The 20,411-nt window shown below is 53.2% G+C and carries 18 protein-coding genes; 17 read left to right on the top strand and 1 reads right to left on the bottom strand.

Annotated features, from left to right (window positions below):
* Position 1: 1 nt before the first annotated feature.
* The 5 genes from rpmA to ACFQ88_RS15630 all read left to right on the top strand — a co-directional run bounded on the left by rpmA (position 2) and on the right by ACFQ88_RS15630 (position 5,103).
* On the top strand, positions 2 to 313 hold the full coding sequence (gene rpmA / locus ACFQ88_RS15650) for a 50S ribosomal protein L27 (protein WP_028547689.1): 312 nt from the start codon (positions 2 to 4) through the stop codon (positions 311 to 313).
* A gap of 162 nt (positions 314 to 475) precedes the next feature.
* Positions 476 to 1,102 carry a Spo0B domain-containing protein gene (locus ACFQ88_RS15645; protein WP_379454709.1) on the top strand — a complete coding sequence of 209 codons (627 nt, stop codon included), beginning with the start codon at positions 476 to 478 and terminating at the stop codon, positions 1,100 to 1,102.
* Between the two features lie 13 nt (positions 1,103 to 1,115).
* Entirely contained in the window at positions 1,116 to 2,417 is a 1,302-nt protein-coding gene (obgE, locus tag ACFQ88_RS15640; protein WP_379454708.1) for a GTPase ObgE, read from the top strand.
* A gap of 323 nt (positions 2,418 to 2,740) precedes the next feature.
* Positions 2,741 to 3,973, top strand: a complete 1,233-nt coding sequence (locus ACFQ88_RS15635; RefSeq protein ID WP_239627543.1) for an MFS transporter — start codon at positions 2,741 to 2,743, stop codon at positions 3,971 to 3,973.
* 77 nt (positions 3,974 to 4,050) lie between these two features.
* Entirely contained in the window at positions 4,051 to 5,103 is a 1,053-nt protein-coding gene (locus ACFQ88_RS15630; protein WP_239627541.1) for an anthranilate phosphoribosyltransferase, read from the top strand.
* 78 nt (positions 5,104 to 5,181) lie between these two features.
* Here ACFQ88_RS15630 and ACFQ88_RS15625 read toward each other — a convergent pair whose 3' ends face one another.
* Positions 5,182 to 5,685 carry an NUDIX domain-containing protein gene (locus ACFQ88_RS15625; protein WP_239627539.1) on the bottom strand — a complete coding sequence of 168 codons (504 nt, stop codon included), beginning with the start codon at positions 5,683 to 5,685 and terminating at the stop codon, positions 5,182 to 5,184.
* 221 nt (positions 5,686 to 5,906) lie between these two features.
* Here ACFQ88_RS15625 and ACFQ88_RS15620 point away from each other — a divergent pair, with 221 nt between their 5' ends.
* The 12 genes from ACFQ88_RS15620 to queA all read left to right on the top strand — a co-directional run bounded on the left by ACFQ88_RS15620 (position 5,907) and on the right by queA (position 20,401).
* Entirely contained in the window at positions 5,907 to 6,377 is a 471-nt protein-coding gene (locus ACFQ88_RS15620) for an ACT domain-containing protein (protein ID WP_239635498.1), read from the top strand.
* 75 nt (positions 6,378 to 6,452) lie between these two features.
* On the top strand, positions 6,453 to 7,739 hold the full coding sequence (locus ACFQ88_RS15615; protein ID WP_239627537.1) for a homoserine dehydrogenase: 1,287 nt from the start codon (positions 6,453 to 6,455) through the stop codon (positions 7,737 to 7,739).
* Between the two features lie 91 nt (positions 7,740 to 7,830).
* On the top strand, positions 7,831 to 8,805 hold the full coding sequence (gene thrB / locus ACFQ88_RS15610) for a homoserine kinase (protein ID WP_379454707.1): 975 nt from the start codon (positions 7,831 to 7,833) through the stop codon (positions 8,803 to 8,805).
* Complete coding sequence (pheA, locus tag ACFQ88_RS15605) at positions 8,802 to 9,689, top strand: prephenate dehydratase (RefSeq protein ID WP_239627533.1); 888 nt, start codon at positions 8,802 to 8,804, stop codon at positions 9,687 to 9,689. The genes thrB and pheA overlap by 4 nt, the downstream gene beginning before the upstream one ends.
* A gap of 319 nt (positions 9,690 to 10,008) precedes the next feature.
* Positions 10,009 to 11,772 carry a LysM peptidoglycan-binding domain-containing protein gene (locus ACFQ88_RS15600; protein ID WP_379454706.1) on the top strand — a complete coding sequence of 588 codons (1,764 nt, stop codon included), beginning with the start codon at positions 10,009 to 10,011 and terminating at the stop codon, positions 11,770 to 11,772.
* A 221-nt stretch (positions 11,773 to 11,993) separates the two neighbouring features.
* A complete protein-coding gene (locus ACFQ88_RS15595) occupies positions 11,994 to 13,880 on the top strand; it encodes a chondroitinase-B domain-containing protein (RefSeq protein WP_379454705.1) in 1,887 nt (628 codons plus the stop codon).
* A gap of 241 nt (positions 13,881 to 14,121) precedes the next feature.
* Positions 14,122 to 14,781 (top strand): BofC C-terminal domain-containing protein, encoded by a 660-nt coding sequence (locus ACFQ88_RS15590; RefSeq protein ID WP_379454704.1) that lies wholly within the window; start codon positions 14,122 to 14,124, stop codon positions 14,779 to 14,781.
* Positions 14,782 to 14,962: 181 nt separating this feature from the next.
* On the top strand, positions 14,963 to 15,466 hold the full coding sequence (ruvC, locus tag ACFQ88_RS15585; protein WP_239627524.1) for a crossover junction endodeoxyribonuclease RuvC: 504 nt from the start codon (positions 14,963 to 14,965) through the stop codon (positions 15,464 to 15,466).
* Positions 15,463 to 16,101, top strand: coding sequence for a Holliday junction branch migration protein RuvA (ruvA, locus tag ACFQ88_RS15580; protein ID WP_239627521.1), 639 nt, complete (start codon positions 15,463 to 15,465; stop codon positions 16,099 to 16,101). The genes ruvC and ruvA overlap by 4 nt, the downstream gene beginning before the upstream one ends.
* Before the next feature lie 52 nt (positions 16,102 to 16,153).
* A complete protein-coding gene (gene ruvB, locus ACFQ88_RS15575; protein ID WP_239627518.1) occupies positions 16,154 to 17,158 on the top strand; it encodes a Holliday junction branch migration DNA helicase RuvB in 1,005 nt (334 codons plus the stop codon).
* Positions 17,159 to 17,214: 56 nt separating this feature from the next.
* Positions 17,215 to 19,347, top strand: a complete 2,133-nt coding sequence (locus tag ACFQ88_RS15570) for a SpoIID/LytB domain-containing protein (RefSeq protein WP_379454703.1) — start codon at positions 17,215 to 17,217, stop codon at positions 19,345 to 19,347.
* A gap of 7 nt (positions 19,348 to 19,354) precedes the next feature.
* Positions 19,355 to 20,401, top strand: coding sequence for a tRNA preQ1(34) S-adenosylmethionine ribosyltransferase-isomerase QueA (queA, locus tag ACFQ88_RS15565; RefSeq protein WP_379454702.1), 1,047 nt, complete (start codon positions 19,355 to 19,357; stop codon positions 20,399 to 20,401).
* Positions 20,402 to 20,411 lie beyond the last annotated feature (10 nt).

Genomic DNA, 20,411 nt, shown 5'->3' with positions numbered 1-20,411 from the left:
CATGCTACAATTAAATCTTCAGTTGTTCGCTTCCAAGAAAGGTGTAGGTTCCACCAAGAACGGTCGTGACAGTATTGCTAAGCGTCTTGGCGTAAAACGCGCAGACGGTCAGCAAGTTACGGCAGGAAGCATCCTGGTTCGCCAACGCGGAACGAAAATTCACCCTGGTAACAACGTAGGCATCGGTTCCGATGATACGCTGTTTGCAAAGGTTGAAGGCGTTGTGAAGTTTGAGCGTCTGGGTCGCGATCGCAAGAAAGTTAGCGTCTACCCTGTGGATGCTGCTCCAGTGGCTGCGGCTGTAGAAGTGTAATAACATCATCGACGATAACCCCGGCGATCCAGTGTCGCTGGGGTTTTTTGCGTAGAATAGGAAGGTTGGCCAGCAGCAGTTGCCGATAGGAAAGTGAACTTTTGCGAACAACATGCTATACTGTTAAAGTTAGGATCAAGTGCGGAACGGAGAGGTTACGCAATGACGTCGAAAAGGCCTGATAACGGGCGGCAGGTGGAGAACACCTTGAACGCTCAAGTACGGGATACCGAGCAAAACGAACGCTTCATCCGGCTGCTTAACCATTACAGGCATGACTGGATGAATGAAATTCAAGTGCTGTTCGGCTATGTAAAGTTAAAAAAGTATGATAAATTAGAAGATCTTATGGAGAAAATAAAAGATAAGATCCAGCGGGAAAGCTATTTGGCCAAGCTGGGAGTTCCCGAGCTGGTCATTTACCTGCTTGCCTTTCAAGCGGAGGTTAAAGAAATTGCGCTCCGCATCTCGATGGAGCAAGAAATCCGGGTCAACGAGCTGTCGGTCGATACGAATCGATTACTGGGGCTTGTAGCCGATATAATGGAAGCTTGCAAAGAGAACGCGAGGCTGTTTCCGTACGCAGAGCACGCGCTGAATGTTAGCTTTGCGCAGGAAGCGGACCGGCTCGTACTCGGATTCGAGTACAGCGGTGAGATGGAATCGGCGCGTTGGTCCTCCCTCATCGGACGGCTAAGGCAGAAGCAAGAGACGGACGAGGTTTGGGAGCACGTTGAATCGGATCATAACCAGTCGGCGATACGTGTCGCACTGTTATTGAATACATAATTGAGGTGGATTCATGTTTGTAGATAAAGCGAAGATATACGTGAAGGGCGGAGACGGCGGCGACGGTCTCGTAGCATTCCGCAGGGAGAAGTATGTGCCGGAAGGCGGACCGGCAGGCGGCGACGGCGGAGATGGCGGCGACGTTATTTTCAAGGTGGACGAAGGCCTGCGTACGCTGATGGACTTTCGTTACCAGAAGCATTTTAAAGCAGACCGCGGGGAGAAGGGACGGAATAAAAGTCAGCATGGCGCCAATGCGGACGATATGATCGTTAAGGTTCCCCCTGGAACGGTTGTTATCGATGACGATACGCAGGAGATCATTGCGGATTTGACGCGTCACGATCAGCAGGTCGTTATTTCCAAGGGGGGGCGCGGCGGACGGGGCAATATCCGGTTTGCCACGCCGAACAATCCTGCTCCGGAAATCGCGGAGAACGGTGAAGAAGGACAGGAGCGCTGGGTCATACTTGAGCTCAAGGTAATGGCGGACGTCGGTCTCGTAGGCTTCCCGAGCGTCGGCAAATCTACTCTGCTGTCGGTTGTTTCCGCAGCGCAGCCTAAGATCGGAGCCTATCACTTTACGACGCTGACTCCGAACCTGGGAGTGGTTGACGTAGGGGACGGCAGAAGCTTCGTGATGGCCGATTTGCCGGGTCTCATCGAGGGCGCTCATCAGGGAGTTGGATTAGGGCACGAGTTTTTGCGGCATGTCGAGCGGACGAGAGTCATCGTGCATATTATCGATATGGCGGCGACCGAAGGCAGAGACCCGTTCGATGATTGGGTGAAAATTAACGATGAGCTGAAGCTGTATAATGCGAAGCTCGAAGAGCGGCCGCAAATTGTCGTAGCGAACAAGATGGATATGCCGGATGCCGAAGTGTATTTGGCCGAGTTCAGCGAGCGCTTGAACGAGGTTCATCCTTCCGCGCAAATCATTCCGATCTCTGCGGTGACGAAATCCGGAGTTCAGGAGCTGCTCTACAAAATCGCCGACTTGCTGGAGACGATTCCAGAGATGCCGCTCGTGGAGGAGCTGGTCGACTTGTCCGAGCGGAAAGTATACCGTCTGGAAGCGAAAGAAGACGATGACTTTACGATCCGCAGAGAAAATGACGACTTTGTAGTGGAAAGCCCGAGCATTGAGAAGCTGATCAAACGGACGAACTTCAGCACGGAAGAAGCGGTAATGCGTTTTGCACGGATATTGCGTAAAAAGGGCATCGATAAGGCATTGAGAGAAAAAGGCGCGAAGGACGGACATACGGTTCGTATCGGCGATTTCGAGTTCGAGTTTGTCGAAAGAGAATAGTTCGTTGCTGGAGCCGTACGATAAAGCATAAAGCACCAATACTCATGTTATCGTAATGTGAGATTGGTGCTTTATGCTTTTTTCATTGAAAGCGATTAATAAACGAACAATAATTATTAATTGTTTAATTAATATTCGTGATTATATCAACCTAACGGGCAAAAGGAAGAAATATCACGAAAAACATTCGCCAAAACATGAACTTTTTTCGTTAAGACCATTGAACAATTCGGATTTTGAATGTATAGTATATATGTAATCAATACTGACATGAAATAAGCGTATACAAAGAAAAAAGAGAAAATTTCGGGAGGTAGTGTGACGTGGATGTTAAAAGTTTCAAAAACTCAGGGCATTTCCCAAGCTTATTGTCAGCATTTCTCTATTTTGATGTAAGCTTTATGATTTGGGTTTTATGTGGGGCTCTTTCTTTGTATATTACGAAAGATTTCGGCTTGACGGATGCCCAGAAAGCGACGATGGTAGCGATTCCGACCTTGGGAGGATCGATCTTCCGTATTCCTATGGGTATCCTGGCCGATCGGATCGGCTCCAAGAAAGCGGGCATAATCGGGATGGTACTGACCATCATCCCGCTGTTATGGGGCTGGCTCGGCGGAACGAGCTTAAGCCAGATTCAGTCGTTAGGGTTTTTGCTCGGTATCGCGGGAGCAAGCTTCGCCGTTTCGCTGTCCCTTGCCAGCCGCTGGTATCCGCCTCAATATCAAGGCCTGGCGATGGGAATCGCAGGTGCAGGCAACAGCGGCACTGCGCTGGCCACGTTTTTCGGACCGCAGCTGGCGACAACGATGGGCTGGCACAATGTATTCGGCCTGGCTATCATTCCTTTGGTGCTAGTATTGATTGCTTACTCTCTCATGGCCAAGGATAGCCCGAACCAGCCGGAGCCGAAAAAAATCGTCGATTATTTATCTGCCTTCAAAAATGCGGATACATGGTGGTTCAGCTTATTTTATGCCGTTACGTTCGGCGGGTTTGTCGGGTTTTCCAACTATTTCAGCATCTTCTTCTACGATGTGTACGGAGATAAGGCGATGGCAGGCGGTCTGAGCAAAATCCAGATCGGCTATCTTGTAACGATAACCGTTATTGCAGGAAGCTTTTTCCGGCCGATCGGCGGTTACATTGCGGATAAAATCGGCGGGATGCGATTTATGCTCGTTTTGTATTCCGTTATTACCGTTTGTGCCTTTGCCGTATCAACCATGCCTAGTTCGTTCATGGTGATGCTCGCGATCACAAGCTTGATGATGGCATGTCTCGGGATGGGCAACGGATCGATTTTTCAGCTGGTGCCGCAGCGGTTTTCCAAGGAAATCGGCGTTGTCACGGGAATCGTCGGCGCCTTTGGCGGGCTGGGAGGATTTCTGCTGCCGAATAACATTCTCGGCCCGTTAAAGCAAGCTACGGGTACGCATGTGACCGGCTTCATTGTAGTGGCATCGATTGTGCTGATGGTCACTTTGGCGTTCTATGTTGTCACCCGGAGCTGGAGGAAGGCTTGGGCTACCTCGAACAGCGGCGTTAACTATTAAACGGAATAACGATATCCGGCAAAGAATGGACGTTTGATCCGGCTTGATTCTTCAGCGATCAGAAGCGAGGTGACATCATGAAGCAATGGATAAAAACGGTGGGCACCGGCAAAGTCGGTTCACGCCACCTGACTTATGATGAAGCGGTTGCGGCGGCCCATGCTATCGCCCGTGGAGAGTCGACCGATGCGCAGACGGCGGCGTTTTTGATGGCTATGCGAATGAAGGGCGAGGACGATGAAGAGATGATGGGCTTCATTGATGTGTTTCGCAAATATTCTCTTCCTTACCGGTCCTTCTCGGATTCTTTGAACTGTGCGGGACCGTATGACGGGCGCAATTATTTTCCGATAACGATTCCGGTCAGCCTGCTGATGGCCTCGGTCGGCTTCCGGCAGGTGCTGCACGGAAGCAATTCGCTGCCTCCAAAGCTAGGTCAGTCGATTAAGGAGCTGTTGGAAGGCCTCGGCGTCCAGATCGAGATGGAAGCTCAGGAGTGGGAATCGATATTTTCCGCATTGAATATCGGTTTCATCTGGACGGATCTGATCTGTCCGCCGTTCGGCCGCATTCGCCATGTCAGAGAGCAGATGGGCTTGAGAACCTTTTTGAATACGGTTGAGAAGGTTATCAATCCTGTCCATTCGCAAAATATCATCATCGGAGTCAATCACAAGACCGCCATGACGCATTTGATTCAGCTGCTGCCGAAGTCCGGCTTCGAGACGGCCTACATCGTTCAGGGGATTGAAGGCTCAGAGGATTTGCCGCTGTACAAAACAAGCTCGATTCGCAAAGTAACGCCTTGGGGGGACGAATCCAACAGCGTCGATCCCGCGACGTTCGGCTTCCATGGTGAGCCGCTTGAGAAGTGCGAAAAAGACGAGCAGCTGAAGCTTCTCGTCAGAGTCATTCAAGGCGACGATTCCGAGGATATCCGCAATGAACGGGAGCACGTCATTTTCAATACCGGTCTGAGGTTGTACTGGTTTGATAAGGTAGGCAGCTATGAAGAAGGCTTCCAGCTTGCCCGGTCGCTGCTGCAGCGCAAGGAAGCGCTGAAAATACTGGATCGATGGCGGGAGCTCAGCAATAAGAGCACCTTCAAGCAGCACCGGCAGGCTAATTGATACACAAACCAAAAGGAAAAAAGAGGTTGTCCGAATCCAGATGCTCCTGCTGGCTTCAGACGGCCTCTTTCTTTTGGGTTACAACTTCATCGGATCCACCATGATGGTCCAATGAACCGTTGGTATGTTACGCTCTTTGGAGCCGGCTATTCCTACCCATATATGATCGGCGGGACCGCTCGCAAAATAGTGCTCCAGAAGCTTATGATAAATGAACGGAATGTCGCGCTGCAGCACTTGCTCCCGGGGGATCCAGTGCAATGTGCCTTCTTCGGTTTGCAGAACGTCTCTGCGTAACGTATGGGCCGTATAAATGTACTGCTGGCGAATCTCCAATTGGTTCTGCCTGATGAGAATGTATTGCAGGCGCAAATCGGTGATGTCCGTTTCCCGAAGGCCGGTCTCCTCGAAAACCTCCCTCAGACAAGCCTGCTGCGGGTCGTTTAGTTCCTCAGGCTCCAGATGTCCGCCGACAGCGGCCCACATCCCCGGATTCAGCGTTCGCGTAGGGGACCGTTTCATCATCAACAGGTCATTCTCGTTGAATAACATGGCGGTAGCCATAAGTCGCGTGCGGATCAAATGCAAATCTCTCCTTTTGCAGGGCATTATAAATACAGGACTTCCCTCTCAAACCATATCATGAAACGGGACGGCCGACGGCGAACAGATGTGGAGACTTTATGAAAACGGGACATCCCTTCATAAAAGCTTTGAAAAAGCCTATTGCCGTATGCGGCCATTTTCGATATAATGTCCACTATGAAGAAACAATCGTCTTTTTGGAGAGGACTGTTATCGTGCTGGATAAAAAAGAGGCTGATACCCGGCCGGACGGCAGCGAACGGTATTATCTGGTGAGGGAAGATATTTTGCCCGAAGCGCTGGTCAAGACCGTGCATGCCAAGGAGCTGCTTGCCCGGGGAGAAGTGAAGACGATTCACGAAGCGGTCGAGCAGGTGGAGCTTAGCCGCAGTGCTTTTTACAAGTATAAGGACGGCATCTTTCCACTCAGCAAGCTGGAGCGGGAGAGGATCGTGACGATCTCGATGGATCTGGAGCACCGTTCGGGTATATTATCCCGCGTGCTTGCTATGATAGCCGGGCTGGAAGGGAACGTACTGACCATTCACCAGACCATTCCGCTGCAGGGAGTCGCGAATGTCGTCATTTCCGTCGAGACGTCGTTGATGATCGAGACGGTCGTAACGATGCTGGAGCGATTGAGGAATCAGGATGGGGTCAGCAGAGCCGTTCTGGTAGGACAAGGGTAGTCTTAACAGCAGTTTATTCCATTTTGCACATGTTCATGCACATTGAGTGCGATCAGATAAAGGAGGAGCTTGAGTATGAAATCAATCAAGGTAGGTTTACTTGGATTAGGAACGGTGGGTACAGGTGTGGTCCGCATCGTGGAAGGGCATCAGCAGGACTTGTCAAGTCAGACGGGCGCGACTATTGAGATTGCCAAGATTGTGGTGCAGGATAAAAACAAGCCCCGCAGCATTGCCATTCATCCGGATAAGCTGACGGAAAATCCTTGGGATGTTCTAGATGATCCGGAAATCAATATCGTCGTCGAAGTGATGGGCGGGATCGATCTGGCGAAGCAATATATATTGGAAGCTTTGGAGAAAGGCAAGCATATCGTCACGGCGAACAAAGATTTGATGGCGCTGCACGGTCAGGAGATTATGGCCAAAGCGTCCGAGAAGGGCTGCGACGTATTCTACGAGGCGAGCGTGGCGGGCGGCATTCCGATCATCCGCACTTTGATCGAAGGCTTCTCTTCGGACCGCATTACGAAAATTATGGGGATCGTCAACGGGACGACCAACTATATATTGACGAAAATGAGCCAGGAAGGCGCCGCGTATGCGGACGTGCTTAAGGAAGCCCAACAGCTCGGCTATGCTGAAGCGGATCCGACATCCGACGTGGAAGGCTTCGATGCCGCCCGCAAAATGACGATTCTCGGAACGCTCGGCTTCCATGCGAATGTCGCTCTGAGCGATGTGGAAGTGCGCGGCATCAGCCAAGTATCCAAGGAAGATATCGCCTACGGCAAGCGTCTCGGCTACGAAGTGAAGCTGCTCGGTATTGCAGAGCGCCAGGACGATCATATCAGCATCAGCGTCCAGCCTACGATGGTGAAGCATTCCCATCCGCTCGCATCGGTCAACGGCGTGTTCAACGCAGTTTACGTCTACGGGGAAGCGGTAGGGGAAACGATGTTCTACGGACCGGGAGCGGGAGAAATGCCGACGGCCACATCGATCGTAGCGGATCTCGTTGCCGTCGTGCGTAACCTGAAGCTCGGCATCAACGGCCAGCGCGGCTTTACTCCATATAAAGAGAAGAAGCTGAAGACCGATGAGCAAATCGCCTCCAAAAACTTTATCTTGCTTCATGTAGAAGATAAAGCGGGCGTGCTGGCGCAAATTACGCAAGTGTTCGCCGAGCATGAGGTGAGCCTGGAGTCCGTTCTTCAGCATCCGAATCAGGCGAATCCGAAGGCGGAAATTATCATTATCACTCATGATGCCAATAAGGCCGCTATGAATAAAGTGCTTAAGCAGTTTGAATCGATGGATGTCGTGCATGCGATCAAGAGCGTGTACCGTGTCGAAGGCTAACGCGCCGGCTCCATATGCAGCCGGAACGACAGCGGCAGCTGCACAGCAATACCGGATCGATTGATAAAGCTCGAAGGGTAAGGGACGATGTATGAATAGTAGCAATAACAAAGTACGCGTCAAGGTGCCGGCCAGCACGGCCAACCTGGGCCCCGGCTTCGATACGCTGGGGATGGCGCTTGACCTCTATGCTTGGATTGAAATGAGCTTGGCGGAAGAAACGCGGATTCATTTGATCGGGGATCAAATGAACGGCATTCCAACGGACAAGTCGAACCTGATCTATAAAGTCGCGCAGATGGTGTTCGAGAAAGCCGGGGTTCATCACCCGGAGCTGGAAATTTCCATGTACAGCGACATTCCGCTCACGCGCGGGCTCGGCAGCAGCGCGTCGGCCATCGTGGGCGCCCTGGCGGCCGCGAATGCACTCATCGGTAGCCCGCTGTCCGATGATGCGCTCTTCCAGATGGCGACGGCGCTGGAGCACCACCCCGACAATGTCGGGGCGGCGTTGTTCGGCGGCCTCGTCGTCGCCTTCTGGGACGGCGAGCGCGCGGAGTATATCCGCGTCGAGCCTGACGACAGGCTGGAAGTGCTGGTGGCGATCCCCCACTTCCAGCTGTCGACGGAGAAGGCGCGGCATGTGCTGCCGCGCGAGCAGAGCCTGTCGAATGCCGTGTTCAACGTCGGGCATTCGTCCGTGCTCGTAGCCGCCTTCTGCACGGGGCGGCTCGACATGATTGCCAGCGCGATGAAGGACGCGCTGCATCAGCCTTACCGGGCCGCGCTCGTGCCGGGCCTGGCCAAGATTTTGGCCGAGGCGACGGATCACGGCGCCCTCGGCGTGGCATTGAGCGGCGCGGGGCCGACGATGCTCGCGCTCGTGGACAAGAACAGCTCCCGCAAGGCGGAGCTGGAGCAGTTTCTGCTCGGCACGCTGAAGGACGAGCAGATCGAAGCCACGCTCATGTGGCTTAAGCCGGATCGCGGCGGCGTACAGGTGTTGACACACTTTGATGAACAGTGTACATTATTCGAAAACATCAAAGGAGATGTCCGCGCATGAAGCGTATTGCGCTATTAGGTCCGGGCACGTTCACCTCGGAATCGGCGATTCACTATTTGGGCGAGAGCGCCTTTGAATACGTGAACTGCAAGCTGATTGACGACGTGTTCATGTCTACAGTCAACGGCCAAACCGATTATAGTGTCATTCCAATCGAGAATACGTTCGACGGCTCCGTAAGCCTCCATCTGGACTGGCTGGTCCATGAAGTGGACCTGCCTATGCAGGCCGAATGGGTGTATCCGATCTCGATCAATTTGCTTAGTACGGAAAGCTTGGGGCCGTCTCTTGAAGCCGGCTGCAGCAGGCTCAAGAAGATCGTCTCCCACGGCGTTACGTTGACGCAATGCCGTCAGTTTCTTCGTAAATATTTGCCGCATGTCGAGCTGGAGCAGGTAGGCAGCAACGGCGAGGCCGCCCGGATGGTGAAAGAGCTGGGAAGCCCTGAGGTTGCCGCTCTATCTCCAGCGGGCGCAGGCGCTCTGTATGGCCTGAACACCTGGGCGCAAGGCGTTCAGGACCACCATAACAACTATACCCGCTTCGTTCTCGTCGGTCCGGAACCGATCCGGCTGAGCGGCCACGATGCCGCTATGACCAAGACGACGATAACCGTGACGCTGCCCGACGATTATCCGGGCGGATTGCATCAGCTGTTGTCCGCGTTCGCCTGGAGGCGCATCAACTTGTCCAAGATCGAGTCGAGGCCAACGAAGAAGAAGCTCGGTACTTATTTCTTTTATATCGATATTGAAGCTTCCATGGATTCCGTTCTGCTGCCCGCCGCCCTTCAAGAGATTGAAGCGATCGGATGCCAGGTGAGAATCATGGGCAGCTACCCGACGTACGCTTACGAACCAGTGAAATCGGGTACATTCGAATAACTTGCATCGCAGATGCATATTTATGAGCAGGAAGAACCGCCGTCTCCAAGAACGGCCCGGTGATTTCCTGCTTTTTTGCTTTTGCCGGGTTCTGTTATGTTTTTTTCCCGGGTTCATGGTCAAATGCCCACTATCCTGCATAAACTGTATTGTCATTTTGTTTTGGCACGTGTGGCGTTGAAGCAGCACCCGTCAGCAGCGGATTTAGAGCTTCTTGGGCAGTATCGTGCTATGCGAAAGCGAGCGGTCTTCTCCATGCGACCTTTACCGGTTGCAGAAATGAGGGCGGTTCAAAGAAAATGCTGAGGAGGTTTATGCAGTGAAAATCCATATGGTCAAGAAAGGCGAGTCGCTCTACCAAATCGCGCAAAAATACCACGTTGATCTGGATAAGTTGATCGAAATGAACCCGCAAATCGCCGACCCGAATGTTATTGATGTGGGCATGAAGGTGAAAATCCCGAATGCTCCCAAACCGGTGGAGCCCCCAACGGACTATCTTTACAAACATACCGTAGTACAAGGTGATACGCTGTGGAAGCTGTCCAAAGCATGGAACATCCCGTTAAATGATTTGATCGCAGCCAACCCGCAGCTGAAAAATCCGAACGTGCTGATGACGGGCGATATTGTCTACATTCCAAAATCGCATTCGCATCATCAAGGCGGACACCATATGAATCCGGGTCAACATGGCAAAAAGAGCACGGCGCCGATCCAAGAGGTACCGACTCCGCTTCCAGCTCCCGTACCGGAAATGCCTGAGCCTAATGTCGAGATGCCGGTAATGCCGAACGTAAACCAGCAGCCGTCCGTTCCCGAAATTCAGAGCATCCCGGAACAGCCGATGCCGGTAATGCCGAACGTAAATCAACAGCCGTTCGTTCCTGAAATTCAAAGCATTCCGCAGCAGCCGATGCCTGTTATGCCGAACGTGAATCAGCAGCCTTTCGTCCCTGAGATTCAAAGCATCCCTCAGATGCCGGCTATGCCCAATGTAAACCAGCAGCCGTATACTCCCGAAATTCAGAGCATTCCTCAGATGCCGGCCATGCCGAATATGAACCAGCAGCCGTATACTCCCGAAATTCAAAGCATTCCTCAAATGCCGGCTATGCCGAATATGAATGAGCATCCGTTTGTTTCCGAAGCTCAGAGCATGCCCCAAATGCCGCAGATGCCTATGATGCCAACAATGCCGAATATGAACCAACAGCCGTTCATGCCGTACTCGGCGGAGCACGAAGCGCATCCTTTCAGTGCTATGCCTTTCGGCGATAATGTATTCGGAGCCGGCCAGGAAGCTTCTCCTAACATGCCGTTTGGCCAGCAGCCATCGGCCAATCTGTTCGAGCAGTTCCAGGTTCCTGCAGCCGAGGTTATGTCCTTTGACCATCAGCCGATGAGCATGTGGCCGCAGAACGAGCCGGAAATGCCGCATATGGCTCAAATGCCTATGGCTTCTCAAATGCCGTATCAGAACTTTGCCCCGGTAACTCCATATCCGATTCATCACGCTGGAGGCTGCGGCTGCGGCGGCTATGTATCGCCTGCTCAAGTATCGCCAGCTCACGATCACGGCAAGCCATTTCCGTATGCTCAGCAGATGGAAAGCCCGTTTATGGCTCAGGCGGCTCAACAGCCTTACATGCCAATGTCTATGCCAATGTCTATGCCTATGTCTATGCCGTACTCGAACGTGCCATATCCAACTGCCGTAGGTCCTGCAGGCGAAGAGCCTTGTTATCCATATGGCTATGATCCAAGGCTGTTCGGAGCAGCTTATCCGGGTCCGGTATACCCTATGTACGGGCATCCGATGTCTCCATATGGCGATCCTTATGCCGGAATTCATGATGCAGGGCAAGCGAACTCGTTCCGTGATCTGGAGCAGGATCAGCAGGAAAATGGCGATTTGACGGCCGGCGTTTCGCAAAAAACGGAAAAACCCGCAAAACGAGTCAGTAAAAAAAAACGCTCTTCCGCTGAAGTAGCCCTCAACCGGTTGATTCAAAGTCAGCGCCGCGCACGCACCGGCTCGTTGAAGCCGAAAGCGAAAAGAAGTCCGTGGATTAACGTTTAAACCCAGTTCCTTGGTTATGGTAGACCTAAGCCGGAAGCGTCCCGTTTCCGGTTTTTTTGTTTTTGACCTTTGGATGAACCGAACGGAGACAAGCATTGTTGAGAATATGAATTTAAGCCTATTACACCTGAATAATCGCTATATTCTTCCAATTGTGAGGTGTGATACATTGATGGAAAGGAGGTGATAAAGCGTTTTCATTTTGAGGGAAGGTATGAAAAATGAATAAAGGATGGTGGCGAATGAAGTTGATCCGCAACAAAATGATGGGTATTGCGATGGTTATTTGCATGCTGGCAACCCTGCTGCCCGGGGTTGGATTCGCGGCAGACGCGAAGTTCAATCTGACGTCCTCGGCCGTAAGCGCCAGCGCCGACGACGGGAACGTGCCGGGCAACACGGTGGACGGCGATTTGAACACCCGTTGGTCCGCCAGCGGAGACGGCCAATGGATCAAGTATGATCTGGGCTCGAACAAAAAGGTTTCCTTCATCAAAATAGCATTTTTGAACAGCACCGCAAGAACATCCTCCTTCGATATTCAAACCTCCGTAGACAATACCAATTTCTCAACGGTGCAATCCAATGTAACAAGCGCTTTGGTTGACGGACTGCAGACGTTTGATTTCCCTGATGTGGATCCTGCACGCTATGTCCGTATTGTAGGCCATGGCAATTCTCTCAACGCCTGGAACAGCTATACCGAGGTGGAAATCTTCGGGGATGCTTCCTCTGGAGGCAGCGGAGGGACGATCGTCAATGTGTCTACCGCATCCGCCTTGACCTCCGCGATAAATGCAGCCACTCCGGGCACGACGATCGTGCTTGCCAACGGGACTTATAACGGGCCGTTCAATATTACGTCCAAAAACGGTACGGCAGCCAGTCCCATCGTGATCAAAGCGGCAAATCAGGGCTCGGCTACGATCGCAGGCACCGGAGGCTTTAAACTGAGCGATTCCTCTTACATTACGATCCAGGGCATGAAATTTACGAACAGCGGAACGGCTATTTCTCTCGCATCCACAGATCATGTCCGCATTACCCGAAACAAGCTGGCGCTTGCAACGAACACGGCCGCAACAAAATGGATCGTGCTCAATGGCTCGGGAAGCAACTACAACCAAATAGACCGTAATGAATTCGGTCCGAGAACCGATCTGGGGCAAATGATTTCGATCGACGGATCGGGAGATCAGGTCGCGCAGTATAACACGATCGAATATAACTACTTCCATGACGCCGCAGCACAAACGTCCAATGGCGGAGAGACGATCCGGGTCGGCTTATCCGGTTTGTCCATGTCCGACGGCTTCAATGTGATCCAGTACAATCTGTTCGTCAATCTGCACAGCGATCCCGAGGTTATTTCGGTGAAGAGCAAGAGCAACGACGTCCGCTACAATACGTTTCGGAACAACAAAGCGACCGTAACGGCAAGACACGGGCACAACGACAACTTCTACGGCAACTTCTTCTTTGGCGACGGTACGACTTCCGGCATCGGCGGCTTCCGCATTTACGGCAACGATCACAAAATTTACAACAACTACTTCGAAAACTTAACCACCGCAGCTATCAACATTGACGGCGGAGATTTCGATGCCGGCCCGAACGGCGCGAATTACACGAGTGCGGATTTGACGGCTCATTGGAGAGCGTACCGCGTTCAGGTAACTAACAATACCGTCGTCAACAGCACTGGAACCAGCATTGCTACCGGAACCAGCTACACCTACGCGCCGGTAGACACCAAGATCGCCAACAATATTGCGAAGAGCTCCAGCGGCGTTTTGTTCAACGAATACAAAACCTCCAACACCGTGTACCAAGGGAACATCGGCTTCGGCTCGACCATCAGCAACGTGTCCAGAACATCGTCTGAAATCCGCAATGTCGATCCGCTGCTTGCTGCATCGAACGGACTGCAAAAGCTGACCTCCTCCAGCCCGGCTATCGACGCTGCGGTAGGAACGTTCTCGTTCGTCACGGACGATATGGACGGTCAGACCAGATCGGTGAAGGATGTAGGGGCGGATGAATATTCGACCTCCACCATCAACCGCAAGCCTTTAACCACAGCGGATGTAGGTCCTAACGCTCCTTAGTCAGTTCACTTTGTGATCGGAAAGCCCGTGTCGGCAAGCTTTATCGGCTGATAGGGTTTTTCTCGTCCCCCGGCTAGTATTGGGTCCCATCTTATGAGACGGCAGAGTCGCAATTTCTTCGGGGCACGCTCGTTTTCGATTGGACCCGGTTCGGCCAATTGGCTGCGGTATAATCCTGAACAACCATGGGAAAAATAGTAAAACAACTATTGATTTCAAAGGGGATTCGGGGGGATACTTCTTGGGTTTGCTAAAAAAAATTAAAAAGAAGCTGCGCTGGAAGCGTCGTTGGTTGACGTTGGCGGTGCTTTTACTGCTTGCAGGAATAAGCTCGGTCACAATCGTTCTATTGCAAAACCATTCGATATCGTCCAAATGGGACGGAGAGCCGTTGGATCAGTCCGTGCTGGGCAGAAATTTAGCCGTATCGTCGCAGCCGGAGCAGGAAGTGCAGGCGATGATCGGGAAGCTGGACGGAGCACGGCAAGCTTTTGTCAAGAAAGCTTATGTATGCGGGGAAGAGCTGCAGCTGCTGGGAACGATGACGTCGTCGCAAATGATGCAGTATCACAAGGAGCATCCGGCTCTGACCGTTGTCCTTGGTGAGGGCGGAGACGTGTATTTTACGGAGCAGGTGGACGACTTGTCGCCGCAATGCAAGAACAATGCGTATTTCGGCCTCGACGCCAAAGGAAATCTGTCCTTGTTCGAGGGAGTGCCGGAAGGAAATCAGGTGATCCGGACCTTTTTCCAATTGAACATTGAGTTTCTGGAAAGCAGCCTGCCTAAGGAAACGGTGAAGCAGCTGTACCGTGGCATTCCGGTCAGCAATTTAGAGGAATACAACAGCGTGCTGTCTACGTTCGCCGATTTTGCGGTGGAAGAAGCGAGTAAACGATGACTTTGAAAACGGAATAAAAGGTATGGCAGCAAGGCGGCTTCGCTCGTATAAGAGCGGGGTCGTCTTTTGTTTTTCAATGTACTTGAGTCTTTTAGGGCGTGTTCAGGGAGGGCAATATCTGCTATAATGGCAGGTGAACACATATGTTCGGGTTTTGTTTAAGATGGGAGAGTGCGGTAGGTTGCGGATTATGGGGATTGACCCGGGGATTGCGATTGTCGGCTTCGGGTTTATTGATAAGCAAGGCTCCAAGCTAGTGCCGGTGCAGTACGGCAGCATTCAGACAGAGGCGCACACGGACGGAGCGTTAAGGCTGAAGATGGTCTATGACGCTACGGTGCAGCTGATCGAGAAATACAAGCCCGATGCGGTTGCCATTGAAAAGCTGTTTTTTAACCGCAATGTGACGACCGCCTTCACGGTAGGTCAGGCGAGAGGCGTTATGATGCTGGCTGCGGTTCAACGGGAGATCGCCATTGCGGAATATACGCCGCTTCAGGTGAAGCAGGCCGTGGTTGGCTACGGGAAAGCGGAGAAGAAGCAGGTGCAGGAAATGGTGCGGATGTTTTTAAACCTTTCGGCCGTTCCGAAGCCCGACGATGTGGCGGATGCGCTCGCTGTGGCGATTTGCCATGCTCATTCCTCGACGCTATTACAAAAAATGAACGAGGTAACGAAGCGATGATCGATTATTTACGGGGAAGCATTGTACATAGAGAAACCGAATATGTGGTCATGGACGTCCGAGGGGTAGGCTACCGCGTGTTTTGCGCCAACCCTTTCTCGGTGCAAATCAAGGAGGATGAGGAGACGACCCTCTACATCCATTACCACGTGCGCGAGGATGCGCATTTATTGTTCGGCTTTACGACAAGAGAAGAGCAGTCGCTGTTCCGGCTGCTGCTGGAGGTTAACGGAATCGGGCCTAAAGTGGCGATCGGCGTTCTGGCCGGAGGCAAGCCGGAGGTTATCGCAGCATCGATACAGCAGGAGAACATCAGCTTCCTGACGAAGCTGCCGGGGATCGGCCGCAAGACGGCGCAGCGGATGATTCTTGATTTGAAGGATAAGCTCGGCGCGATCCCTTCCAGCGTGGACTCCTTGTCCTCGTTTACAGGGCAAGCGGATTTGTTTACACCGGCGCAGGGCGGAGGCTCCGCTTGGAACGAAGCCAAGGCGGCGCTGATGTCCCTCGGCTATACCGAGGCGGAGGCAGACCGTGCCGGGCAGGCGATCAAGCCGAAGCTTCAAGGCGTAGAGACGGTCGATGCCGTAATGAAGCTGGCGCTGCAGGCGCTGTATCAGCAGTCGATGAGATAGGCTGTATGGGCTTACGCTTACGGCAATACTCAACATTCTGAGGAGGACCACCATGGAAGATCGGATCATATCCGCCAACCTGATGATGGAAGATCAGGTTATGGAGCTGAGCTTGCGTCCCAGATATTTGGCGGAATATATCGGACAGACACAAGCGAAGGAAAATTTGAAAATTTACATAGAAGCCGCCAAAATGCGCAAGGAAGCGCTCGATCACGTTCTCTTGTACGGACCGCCGGGACTTGGTAAGACGACGCTGTCGAACATCATTGCCAACGAGCTGGGCGTTAACCTGCGGACAACCTCCGGTCCGGCGATAGAGCGTCCCGGAGATTTGGCCGCCATTTTGACGAATTTGCAGGAAGGCGACGTCTTGTTTATCGATGAAATCCACCGGCTCCACCGTACGGTCGAAGAGGTGCTGTATCCCGCTATGGAGGATTATGCGCTGGACATCATCATCGGCAAGGGGCCGAGCGCGCGCTCCGTACGGCTTGATCTTCCCAAATTCACCCTGGTAGGCGCTACTACGCGCGCCGGGCTGCTATCGGCACCGCTGCGCGACCGGTTCGGGGTCGTAAGCCGGCTGGAATATTACACGGTCGACGAGCTGGCTTATATTGTCAGCAGGACGGCCGACATATTGGGAGTGCACATCGTCGGCGAGGCATCCGAAGAGATCGGCAAGCGTTCGCGGGGAACTCCGCGGATAGCTAACCGTCTGCTGAAGCGCGTGCGAGACTACGCGCAGGTCAAGGGAGACGGGATTATTACGCTCGAGATTGCAAAGCGGGCATTGCTCGGTATTCAGATCGATCATCTCGGCTTGGACGAGATCGACCATAAAATGCTGCGGGGGATCATTCTTAGCTTCCAAGGCGGTCCAGTGGGACTGGATACGATTGCCGCAACGATCGGCGAAGAGAGCCAGACGATTGAGGACGTCTACGAGCCTTATTTGCTGCAAATCGGATTTTTGCAAAGAACTCCCCGGGGGCGCGTGGCAACGCACATGGCGTATCAGCACCTCGGGCTGCCGATACCGAACGGCAACTAGCGGATCGCAGTGAGAGAATAGCGAGCTCATCAACTAGAGAGAGGGGAATGCCGGATATGAGGAGGCTTCGGCTTTCACTTGGCTGCATCCAGCCATTGGTTTTAAGCGTTTGTGTATTCAGTTCCAGCCTGACGGCGGCGGCGGTTTGGCCTGCAGAGCAGGCGTATGCAGCCGTGCCTAAGATGGATAAGATTCGGGTCGCTTTATTTATCGATACGGGCAAATACAGCGTGAACACATCGTTCGCCACGCTGTCATCCGCCAAAGGCTTGGAGTTCAAGCTGGCGGGCGCTCAAGGAGCCGGCAAGACGGCATTTGCCTTAGCGGACAAAGCTGCTGCCGCCGTTTCGTTGGACGGCTATCGCATATCCTTATGGGAGGGTGTCGATGCTGCACAGGCGAAAGCGATTGCGGACAAGCTGACCGCGGTCAACGAGGATCCGGTTATTTTCCAGCAGGCCGGTACCGTGATGCTGTTTCAGGTACAGCTTGGGCCTTATGCATCCAAGGAAGCCGCTGCGGCCGCCATGGCCAAAGTATCCGCAATGCCCGCAGTAAGCGGGCTCTTAAAAGGCTCTTCGCCTGCCGTGCACGGACCGCTTCACTTGAATGCGGGCGTCTACGCTACGGAGGCGGAAGCCGCTCAGCAGGCGGCTGCAATTCGTGCGGCCGGGCTGGAGGCCGAGGTCGCGTATATGGACGCGGCGGCCGGCGCTCCCGCTTACGCCGTATTGGCGGCGTCAGCTTCAGATGCTACGGAGCTTGCGACGGCGAAGCAGCAGCTTGCGGCGGTATTGCCGGGGGCCGCGCAGCAGCCTGTCGGGACGACGGCATCGTACGTGTTGAAGCGAGCGCAGCTGGATGCTTCGGGCGGGAGCAATTCCGCGATTCCGCACTTTATGGTCGGCGGCAGCAGCGCCAAACTGACCGTGAGCTCGGGTGAGGCTGCCGAACCGGTTACGGTGAAGGAGCGATCCGAACGGGCTTATCGCGGCGTGCTGGAGGTAACGCAGAGCAACGGCAAGCTTGCCGTTATCAATGAAGTTCCCTTCGAGCAATATGTGGCCTCTGTCATCAGCTCCGAGCTGAACAAGGATTGGCCGCTCGAGGCGCTGAAGGCTCAGGCGGTTGCAGCGCGGACGTACGCTTTGAAGCAGGGGCTTAAATATCAGATCGCCCATGTATCGGATTCCACGGTGGATCAGGCTTATTACGGGGCGGGAGCCGAATTTCCGGCAGCTTTATCGGCTGTCCAAGCCACGGCCGGAGAAGTGCTGGCCGATAAGAACGGGCTGATCTCCCCGTTATTTTATTCCAACGCCGGCGGGAAAACCGCGGAATCGACCGAGGTTTGGGGCAATAAGGTGGATTACCTGAAGAGCGTGCCGAGCCCTGACGACGGTGCGCAAAAGGGCAAGGCGGTATGGTATCGGATCGTGCTTCCTAACGGCAATTCCGGATACATTCATTCTTCCTATGCCCGTGACACGGGGCAAAAGAATGCGGCCGGCTTCCCTTACTATGAGTCGACGGGAACCGGTGTAGCCGTTCGGCCGGCGCCTTATGTTGACAATGCCGCCAATCCTGCCGGCTTCAAGGTCGATATCGGTGACCGTTTCATCGTGTTCGGACAGGAGATTGAATCGAACGCATACTCCTGGATTCGAGGGCCTTTTGACGGCGATAAATTGAAGGAGAAGGTCAATGCCGTTTTGGCCAAGCCTATTGCAGGCGCACTCAACCAATTGGAAATATCCAAACGGGGCGAATCCGGCAGAGTTACCGAGATGAAAGCGAACGGGCAAGTGATGAAGCCGGCGAATCCGGACGCTCTGCGTACGGTATTTAACGGGCTGCCGAGCACCCGGTTTGAAATTGAAGAAACAGGAAGGTATACTATACTGGGAGCGGATGGTACATTGCGTACCCAATCGTCCTCATCCTCGCCTGTTACTGTTGCGGCAGGAAGCGAGAAGCCCGCGCCAGCGCCTTCCGAGCTTTATATTATGAACGGCGATAGCAAAGCTTGGGTAGCCGATAATGAATCCCGGTTCGTGTTCAGAGGCACAGGCTTCGGCCACGGCTTGGGCATGTCCCAATGGGGTGCGCGAGGCTACGCCGAATTAGGCTATGATTACAAAAAAATATTGCAGACCTACTACGTAGGAGTCTCGATAATCAAGGAATGACGAAAACATGCAGGTAGAATGGTTTGATTACGAATTACCGGAGTCGCTGATCGCACAAACTCCTTTGAAAGACCGGACTTCGTCCAGATTGCTGACGCTGGACAAATCGACCGGAGCGATAGCCCATCAAACGTTTGAGCAATTGATCGAGTATTTGGAAGCCGGGGATGTACTCGTGTTGAACGATACGCGGGTGCTGCCAGCCCGGCTTTTTGGCGTGAAGGCGGACACCGGCGCCAAAGCCGAGGTGCTGCTGCTCAAGCAGCTGGAGGAGGACCGCTGGGAGGCGTTGGTTAAACCCGGCAAGCGCCTCAAGAAGGGCGCAACCATCCTCTTTGGAGAGGAAGGCGGTACTGCGCTTCTTACTGCGACCATTGAAGAAGAAAGCGATATGGGCGGAAGAGTGCTCCGCTTTTCCTACCAGGGTATTTTTACGGAGCTGCTGGACAAGCTGGGCCAAATGCCGCTGCCTCCTTATATTAAGGAGCAGCTCCCGGAGCGCGAGCGTTACCAGACCGTCTATGCGAAGCACGAAGGATCGGCTGCGGCTCCTACGGCGGGGCTTCATTTTACACAGGAGTATTTGAATAGGCTGGAACAAAAAGGTATACAATTAGCCTATATAACCCTTCATGTCGGACTCGGAACATTCCGTCCCGTGGCGGTTGAGGACGTCGAGTCGCACAAAATGCATGAGGAATACTATGAAGTCGGCGAAGAAGCCGCGCAGCTAATCAACGGAGCGAAAGCGAATGGACGCAGAGTCGTTGCTATCGGGACGACATCCGCAAGAACGCTGGAAACCGCTGCCCGGATGAGCGCAGAGCCTGGCAAGCTGCAGCCTTGCAGCGGCTGGACGGATATTTTTATTTTTCCCGGATTTGAATTCCTAATCGTCGATGCGCTGCTTACGAATTTTCATTTGCCGAAGTCGACCTTGCTGATGCTGATCAGCGCGTTGGCCGGCAGAGAGAACGTAATGGCGGCTTATCGGGAGGCTGTGGAGCGGGAATACCGGTTTTTCAGCTTCGGCGATGCGATGTTTATTTATTAATCAGCAGGAT

The sequence above is a fragment of the Paenibacillus sp. NPDC056579 genome, from assembly GCF_042793215.1.
Lineage (GTDB): Bacteria > Bacillota > Bacilli > Paenibacillales > NBRC-103111 > Paenibacillus_S.
Note: the sequence above shows the minus strand (reverse complement) of the source record. Positions and strands in the feature narration are given on the sequence as shown.

What these genes read in the sequence shown, in the direction of transcription:
- rpmA (WP_028547689.1), top strand. Translation starts at nt 2, where the DNA reads ATGCTACAATTAAATCTTCAGTTGTTCGCTTCCAAGAAAGGTGTAGGT.
- ruvA (WP_239627521.1), top strand. Translation starts at nt 15,463, where the DNA reads ATGATCGATTATTTACGGGGAAGCATTGTACATAGAGAAACCGAATAT.
- ACFQ88_RS15595 (WP_379454705.1), top strand. Translation starts at nt 11,994, where the DNA reads ATGAATAAAGGATGGTGGCGAATGAAGTTGATCCGCAACAAAATGATG.
- obgE (WP_379454708.1), top strand. Translation starts at nt 1,116, where the DNA reads ATGTTTGTAGATAAAGCGAAGATATACGTGAAGGGCGGAGACGGCGGC.
- ACFQ88_RS15615 (WP_239627537.1), top strand. Translation starts at nt 6,453, where the DNA reads ATGAAATCAATCAAGGTAGGTTTACTTGGATTAGGAACGGTGGGTACA.
- ACFQ88_RS15645 (WP_379454709.1), top strand. Translation starts at nt 476, where the DNA reads ATGACGTCGAAAAGGCCTGATAACGGGCGGCAGGTGGAGAACACCTTG.
- pheA (WP_239627533.1), top strand. Translation starts at nt 8,802, where the DNA reads ATGAAGCGTATTGCGCTATTAGGTCCGGGCACGTTCACCTCGGAATCG.
- ACFQ88_RS15630 (WP_239627541.1), top strand. Translation starts at nt 4,051, where the DNA reads ATGAAGCAATGGATAAAAACGGTGGGCACCGGCAAAGTCGGTTCACGC.
- thrB (WP_379454707.1), top strand. Translation starts at nt 7,831, where the DNA reads ATGAATAGTAGCAATAACAAAGTACGCGTCAAGGTGCCGGCCAGCACG.
- queA (WP_379454702.1), top strand. Translation starts at nt 19,355, where the DNA reads ATGCAGGTAGAATGGTTTGATTACGAATTACCGGAGTCGCTGATCGCA.
- ACFQ88_RS15570 (WP_379454703.1), top strand. Translation starts at nt 17,215, where the DNA reads ATGAGGAGGCTTCGGCTTTCACTTGGCTGCATCCAGCCATTGGTTTTA.
- ruvB (WP_239627518.1), top strand. Translation starts at nt 16,154, where the DNA reads ATGGAAGATCGGATCATATCCGCCAACCTGATGATGGAAGATCAGGTT.